Source organism: Clostridium liquoris (assembly GCF_002995785.1).
GTDB lineage: Bacteria > Bacillota > Clostridia > Clostridiales > Clostridiaceae > Clostridium_AO > Clostridium_AO liquoris.
Map to the genome: position 1 here is coordinate 1 of NZ_PVXO01000004.1, position 6,512 is coordinate 6,512.

A 6,512-nucleotide genomic window follows, 5' to 3' on the forward strand; every position below is an offset into this window, starting at 1 on the left:
CTGAATTAAATCTGGTGATTATGGCTCAAAGGTAACACCCGTTCCCATACCGAACACGATGGTTAAGCTTTGAAGCGCTGATGGTACTGCAAGGGAAGCTTTGTGGGAGAGTAAGTTGTCGCCAGGTTATATGGTTCACTAGCTCAGTTGGTAGAGCACATGACTTTTAATCATGGTGTCCGGGGTTCAATTCCCCGGTGAGCCACCAATCCCTATCATATTTGATAGGGATTTTTTTATATATACAAATTAATATTATTTTCCTATGTAACCTTTATGAAACATTATGTATATAATAGCATATATTTACATATGACTAGTATTATTATATTATTTATAAAGGAGAGGATAATTATGCCGCTTAAAGATAGTATAACTATAGGTATTTCTAAAATTGCTAAGACAGTAGAAGATGGGGCTGTTACTGTAGCAAAAAAGTCTGGAAAAATGGTGGAAGTATCTAAACTTAATTTAAATATTTCATCAGAAAAAGATAATATTGATAGGTTATATAAAAAAGTTGGTGAAATTGTATATGAAAAGTATAAAAATGGCGAAATAATAGACAGAGATTTAGAAGAAGATTGTAAAGCTATAGTTGAAGCTGATGAAAACATAGGAAAGCTTCAAAAAAAGATAACTACTATAAAAGGCAAAAATGAAGAAGCATTAGATGAAGAAGTAGTTGAAGATTGAGAAAGAAGGTAGTTTGTGTAGTTTTCAAGAAACTAATACAAAAAATAATTTAATAGAATAGATGATTATTTAAGGGGCTGTGGCATTAAGAATAAATACTACAATATATTGTATGTAAATTCTTTAGTGCCATAGCCCCTTATCTATTAAAGTTAAATTTATTTCTGTGTTATACTATAAATAATTAACTTTTAAAGGAGGTCAAAATATGGAGTGTAAGGAATTTTTAAAAACTCTCTGTGAGACTCATTCACCTAGTGGAAGAGAAGAATGGATTTATCATGTAATTAAAAATAGCTTTCAGAATTTTGGAGAAGTTTCAATAGATAACTTAAATAATATTTATGTACATAAAAAAGGTAATAATAAAGGGAAATTAATGATTATGGCTCATGCAGATGAGGTTTTTTTAATGGTCACTGATTTTTCGGGAAAAGGATTTTTAAAATTTAAAAGTAATGGAATAGATCCAAAGGCATTAGTATCACAAGAAGTAATAATCCATGGGAAAAAGACTATAGAGGGTATTATAGGCATAAAGCCTCCTCGTTTAATGGATGAGGAGGAGAAGAAAAAATCTGTTGATATAGATAGCCTTTTAATTGATACTGGGTATGATACTGAGGAATTAAGGAATATAGTAAATATTGGGGATTATATTACTTTAAAAAGAGGATTTTATGAATTACTAAATAATAATGTTATTTGCAAAGCCATTGATGACAGAGCAGGTATAGCAGCTATGTATGAATGTGCCAAGGAAATTACAAATATAAAACATGATATGGATATATATTTTGTTTGTTCTTCTCAGGAAGAAGTTGGCCACAGGGGTGCTAAGGTAGCGAGTTATAAAATAAATCCGGATATAGGTATTGCTATAGATGTGACTTTTGATTCAGGTAATTTAGGAGATAAGGATAGAGAAAACACCCTTGGTAAGGGACCAGTTATATGTATTGGACCAAATATACATGTTAAAATAAGAGAAATGATTATGGAAATAGCAGATGAATATAACATACCTTATGGAGTAGAGGTGGAACCGGGAAACACAGGGACAGATGCTTGGGATGTACAAATAACTCGTGAAGGTATTCCTACATTACTTATATCAATACCTATTAAGTACATGCATACATCTGTAGAAATGGTAAATATACAGGATATAAAGCATACTGGAAGATTGCTTGCTAAATTCATAGAAAAACTAAATGATGCTGAATTGGGGGATATATTATGCTTTTAGAAGCTTTAAGCAATGCATCCGGAGTATCAGGTTATGAGGGGGAAGTAAGAAATATAATAAAAGAAGAAGTAAAAAAGTATGTTGATGAAGTTATAGTAAACAGGATGGGAAACATTATAGCTCATAAAAAAGGCAATGGACCTAAAATCATAATAGATGCTCATATGGATGAAGTTGGATTTATAATAACAGGATACAATGAGGACGGAACTTTAAGATTTCATTCTTTAGGGGGAATAAATAATAAAATTCCACCTGCTAAAGTAGTTTTCATAGGTAAAAATAGAATAACTGGTGTTATTGGCATAAAACCTATACACCTTCAGAATAAAGAAGAAAAAGAAAAATGTATGAGTTACTCTGAATATTGCATAGATATTGGAGCCAATTCAAAGGAGGAAACCAAAAGGTTAGTTAAGTTAGGGGATAATGTGGTATTTAATACTATGTTCAGTGAATTTGGAAAAGGATTAATTAAAGGAAAAGCTTTTGATGATAGAATAGGTTGTGCTATTTTAATAGAAGTTTTAAAGGAGAATTTTAACTGTGATATTTATGGTACATTTAATGTTCAAGAAGAAGTAGGAGAAAGAGGTGCGTATACATCATCTTTTGCTATTAATCCTGACATAGGTATTGTTATAGAAGGAACAGTATGTGCAGATATGCCAAATATTCCAGATTACAAAAAGGCTACTGAGATTGGTAAAGGGCCTGCCATTTCTATAATGGATGAATCAAGTTTATTTAGCTCTCAGGTGTCTAGGGAGATAATAAAAATAGCTAAAGAAAAAAATATACCTTATCAATTAAGAAAAAGTATTGCTGGAGGAAATGATGGAGGAGCAATTCATATGTCAGGAAAAGGCGCAAAGGTAGCAACTATATCAGTACCTTGTAGATATATACATTCATCTGTTTCAGTAGCTAGCTTAGAGGATTATAAAAATACATGCAATCTAATAATAGAATATTTAAAAACCTTAGGTTAGGGGAGGAAATTTATAATGGATAAGTTATTAAATAATCTTGTAAATGCCTTTGGAGTAAGTGGCAGTGAAGGTGATGTAAGAAATATAATAAAAGAAGAATTAAAGGATATACAGTGTATAGTAAATGAGGATAAGCTAGGAAGCTTAATTGTTAAATTAGGAGAGGGCCAGGAAAAAATAATGTTCTGTGCTCATATGGATAGCATAGGTTTTATAGTTACATTTATAGAGGAAAGTGGATTAATTAGAGTAGGAAAAATAGGGGATTTTAGTTCTTCTGATGTAATTAATAATCTTGTAAGATTTAAAAATGGAACCTTGGGAAAATTAACATTAAATAAAGAGCAACTTTTTATAGATATAGGTGTAGATAGAAAGGATAGGGTTATGCAAGTAGTTACCGAGGGAGATATAGCTTCTTTAGTGGGATCTTGTCATGAAATGGGAGAAGAAAATATAATAAGCCCTAATTTAGATAATAGAATAGGATGTTACATTCTTTTAAGACTTGCAAAAGGGTTAAAAAATATTGATAAGGAAGTATACTTTTTATTTTCTACCCAACATGAATTAGGAGGAAGAGGTGCTAGAGCAGCAGCTCATGTTATAAGTCCAGAATATTGTATTGTAGTAGACTTAGAGGAAGCTGGGGATGTTTTTGGAGAAAAGAATAACATAAAGCTGGGTAAAGGACCAATAATAAAAGTAATGGATAAGACTTTAATAATGCATGAAGATATAAAAAAAATGCTTGAGAAATCAGCAGAAAAGTCAAAATTACAGGTTCAATATTTAGTCTCTAATTCTAAATCTGATGGAGGTACTATACATAAAGAAGGGTTAGGTATAAAGACCGGAGAACTATCTATACCTTGTAGATATAAGCATTGTTTTTCAGAAATAGTAAACATTAAGGATATAGAAGATAGTATTAAATTATTAAAGGGATTAATATAATACAATATTAATTAAAGAGGCTTTAGATTATATGGTATCTAAAGCCTCTTTAAATTTATACCAATCCTCTTTATACATTTTTTTAAATTCATCATTTCGGTTATAAGTTAATGAAGAAGGATGGTACATAGGAAATATGTGTGCTTTAAATTTCTCATTATAAATAAGAGCACCATGACATTGTCCTATAGATTTAAAACTTGTAAGGTTTTTTAATGGTATATTACCTAAAGTTATTATTATTTTAGGGTTTACTAGATTTATTTCTTTTTCTAATATATCTTTAAATAAATTTATCTCTGAGATTTTTGGCGTCCTATTACTGATAGAAGTTTTTCCATTAGCGGTTTTTTTAATTTTTATTGGTCTGAAATAACAGGTATTGGTTATTCTAATTTCTTCTCTTTTTAACCCTATTAACTCTAAATAATATTCAAAATTTTTACCTGCTACACCCACAAAGGGCTTGCCTTCTTCTACTTCTGTTTTCCCTGGAGCCTCTCCTACAAATAATATATTACAGGGTATAGGACCATCACCTGTTATCCATCCTCCGATAGTATCATCTTTATAGTTTTCAGATATTTCTTTTATTCTTTCTTTAATAATATTTAGTTCACTCATAATATTAAGGAAAACTTATGTTTTCCAACTAACCTCCTTTTTAGTTATTATAAATTATAGAAGGGATGAAAATACTCTTGCTATTGCTTCTATTGCTTTAGTAAATGGAGAAATATTATCATATTCATTTTCTGTGATAATAGTACTATTATTTAAATCTTCAAAGAACAAATCTTCTAGTTGTTCGGTGATTTCGTCATCATAAATAACTGTGTTTATTTCATAATTTAATTCATAACTTCTAATATCCATATTGGCAGTGCCTACAGTAGATATTTTACCATCAATGGTCATTACTTTAGCATGAATAAAAGATTTATTATCATAAAAATATACTTTAACTCCGTACTTTATAAGTTCAGCTAAATATGTTCTAGAGGCATAATATACAGTGAAATGATCGTACTTTCCTGGAAATATAATTCGTATATCAATGCCACCTAATGCGGCTATCTTAAGGGAATCCATTATGCTTTCTGTAGGTACAAAATATGGTGTAGTTATATATATATGATCTTTTGCCATAAAGATCATTTTTAATATACCTTGCATTATAGCGGGATAAGGAGAATCAGGACCACTTTTTATTAGCTGCATAATTTTCTTTCCCGACCTTTCTATTTTAGGAAAGAAATCAGAAAAATTATCATCTAAAAGAGTATTATCTTTATTAGCTTTTTTAATGGTGCAAAAATCATCAATAAAAACAGCTTGAAGGCCGAAAACGAAATCTCCTTTTACCATTATATGAGTATCTCTCCAATATCCTAGTCTACCTTTACCTAAATATTCATCACCTATATTTATTCCTCCTATAAAGCCAATTGAGCCATCAATAATAACTATTTTTCTGTGATTTCTGTAATTAATTTGTGTATTTATCATTCTAAGAAGTGGAGCTAGAAAATATGAATACTGAGCTACATCTATGCCAGCGTTAACCATATCATTAATATAGTTTTTACCAAGTTTTATAGAACCAACCCTATCTATTATAAACTTTACCTTAATGCCTTCCAGCGATTTTTGTATGAGTAGATCTTTTAGCTCATTACCTATTTTGTCATTCTTAACTATATAATATTCTAAATGAATATGATTTTTAGCATTCTTTATTTCTTTTTTTAAGGCATCAAATTTCTCCAAACCATTTTTAAATATAGTAACATCGTTATATACAAATAGTGGAGATTGACTATTTTGTGCCAATAGTGTAATAAGGGGGATGTATTCAGGATTTTCTATTTTATTTATTACTTTGTATATAAGTTCTCTTATTTTAGGAGAGAAATCTTTGTTAAGTTTATGTATTTTCCAGTTTCGGCCTAAGAAGATGTAAAAAATCAGGCCTATAGGAGGCAGTAAAACTATAATTAAAAGCCAGGCAATGGTCTTTTCTGGTCTCTTTCTTTCTAAAAGCACCACTATAATAGTTATTATGGCGTTTATGAAGAATATTAGAGAAAAGTAGGGACCCATATTAATTAGCATTAAAACACCTCCCATATAGAAAATATACCTATTAGTATTATTATAAATGTTATATAAAAATATATATAGTATTATTAAGTATTTAATAATCATAACCAACTTATTCTAGCGTGTCATCATAAATAATATGGAGAAAAAGTGTATAATAAAAAGAAAATTGAAGATAAATAAACTTCTTACGGTATATATGATATATATGCAGTCATATGTGTGATAGAATAACACATGTCGCTGAGAGATGCGGCAGAGAAATGTCGGAAGTTGAAAAACTAAAGGTAAAAAAGTCAACATAAAAGTTTTTAATAAGACAAATTAAAAAATATGTTGACAAAGTAAATTAGAAATGATATTATATAAAAGTTGTCAAATGACAGCGATGGTCTTTGAAAATTAAACAGAGAAGAGAAACCAGTCAATTCTTAACAGGTAACTGTTAAAATAGCGATGAGCTAAAAAATTGACAGAAACAAGCAGTACAAGGAATGTGGTGCAGTGAGGAGCGG

At 29.9% G+C, this 6,512-nt stretch carries 6 protein-coding genes, 1 tRNA gene and 1 rRNA gene; 6 read left to right on the plus strand and 2 right to left on the minus strand.

Annotated features, from left to right (window positions below; all coding sequences use genetic code 11):
* Positions 1-10 precede the first annotated feature (10 nt).
* The 6 genes from rrf to CLLI_RS00295 all read left to right on the plus strand — a co-directional run bounded on the left by rrf (position 11) and on the right by CLLI_RS00295 (position 3,894).
* Positions 11-127 (plus strand): 5S ribosomal RNA (gene rrf, locus CLLI_RS00270).
* A gap of 5 nt (positions 128-132) precedes the next feature.
* A tRNA-Lys gene (locus tag CLLI_RS00275) sits at positions 133-208 on the plus strand.
* A gap of 146 nt (positions 209-354) precedes the next feature.
* Positions 355-696, plus strand: a complete 342-nt coding sequence (locus tag CLLI_RS00280; protein ID WP_106062288.1) for a hypothetical protein — start codon at positions 355-357, stop codon at positions 694-696.
* 208 nt (positions 697-904) lie between these two features.
* Complete coding sequence (locus CLLI_RS00285) at positions 905-1,945, plus strand: M42 family metallopeptidase (RefSeq protein ID WP_106062289.1); 1,041 nt, start codon at positions 905-907, stop codon at positions 1,943-1,945.
* The gene (locus CLLI_RS00290) at positions 1,936-2,937 is read left to right on the plus strand and encodes a M42 family metallopeptidase (RefSeq protein WP_106062290.1); all 1,002 of its coding nucleotides are present in this window, start codon (positions 1,936-1,938) and stop codon (positions 2,935-2,937) included. The genes CLLI_RS00285 and CLLI_RS00290 overlap by 10 nt, the downstream gene beginning before the upstream one ends.
* Before the next feature lie 15 nt (positions 2,938-2,952).
* Positions 2,953-3,894 (plus strand): zinc-binding metallopeptidase family protein, encoded by a 942-nt coding sequence (locus CLLI_RS00295; RefSeq protein ID WP_106062291.1) that lies wholly within the window; start codon positions 2,953-2,955, stop codon positions 3,892-3,894.
* A 27-nt stretch (positions 3,895-3,921) separates the two neighbouring features.
* Here the strand turns inward: CLLI_RS00295 and CLLI_RS00300 are convergent, their stop codons facing one another.
* Both CLLI_RS00300 and cls read right to left on the minus strand, forming a co-directional pair.
* Entirely contained in the window at positions 3,922-4,518 is a 597-nt protein-coding gene (locus tag CLLI_RS00300) for a uracil-DNA glycosylase (protein WP_106062292.1), read from the minus strand.
* A gap of 54 nt (positions 4,519-4,572) precedes the next feature.
* Entirely contained in the window at positions 4,573-6,003 is a 1,431-nt protein-coding gene (cls, locus tag CLLI_RS00305) for a cardiolipin synthase (protein ID WP_423236786.1), read from the minus strand.
* Between the last annotated feature and the right edge of the window lie 509 nt (positions 6,004-6,512).